General features: G+C 62.4%; 1 protein-coding gene. It reads left to right on the top strand.

Annotated features, from left to right (window positions below; genetic code table 11):
- The coding region (locus GIW04_RS30980) for an Ig-like domain-containing protein (protein ID WP_236479644.1) at positions 1-946 on the top strand (946 nt) is incomplete at both ends.

Genomic DNA, 946 nt, shown 5'->3' with positions numbered 1-946 from the left:
TGGTCAGTAAAACCCCGCAACCGAGTGGCGACATTTCCGTGACGGCCACCGATGCGGCGGGTAATACCGGCCCGGCGGCCACGGTGCCGTTCACCGCCAGCAATACCATCGACACCACCGCGCCAGAGGCACCAACTGGTTTGGCGGCTGAAACCCAGCCAGACGGCAAGGTTAAAGTCACTGGTCAAGCCGAGTCCAACAGCACCGTCACAGTGACGTTGCCAGACGGCACGGTCGAGACAATCAAAGCCGGCCCGGACGGCAAGTTCGAACTGGTCAGCAAAACCCCGCAACCGAGCGGCGATATTTCCGTGACGGCCACCGATGCGGCGGGCAATACCAGCCCGGCAGCGATCGTACCGTTCCAGGCCAGCAATGCGGTTGACACGACGGCACCAGAAGCTCCAACCGGCTTGGCGGCTGAAACCCAGCCAGACGGCAAGGTTAAAGTCAATGGTCAAGCTGAACCCAACAGCACCGTCACCGTGACGTTGCCGGACGGCACGGTCGAGACAATCAAAGCCGGCCCGGACGGCAAGTTCGAACTGGTCAGCAAAACCCCGCAACCGAGCGGCGATATTTCCGTGACGGCCACCGATGCGGCGGGTAATACCAGCCCGGCGGCCACGGTGCCGTTCACCGCCAGCAATACCATCGACACCACCGCGCCAGAGGCACCAACTGGTTTGGCGGCTGAAACCCAGCCAGACGGCAAGGTTAAAGTCACTGGTCAAGCTGAACCCAACAGCACCGTCACCGTGACGTTGCCAGATGGCACGGTCGAGACAATCAAAGCCGGCCCGGACGGCAAGTTCGAATTGGTCAGTAAAACCCCGCAACCGAGTGGCGACATTTCCGTGACGGCCACCGATGCGGCGGGTAATACCGGCCCGGCGGCCACGGTGCCGTTCACCGCCAGCAATACCATCGACACCACCGCGCCAGA

The sequence above is a fragment of the Pseudomonas sp. PA-4-8C genome (assembly GCF_021606625.1).
GTDB lineage: Bacteria > Pseudomonadota > Gammaproteobacteria > Pseudomonadales > Pseudomonadaceae > Aquipseudomonas > Aquipseudomonas lactis.
The sequence above is the reverse complement of the archived record's forward strand: the minus strand, read 5'-3'. Positions and strand labels throughout refer to the sequence as shown.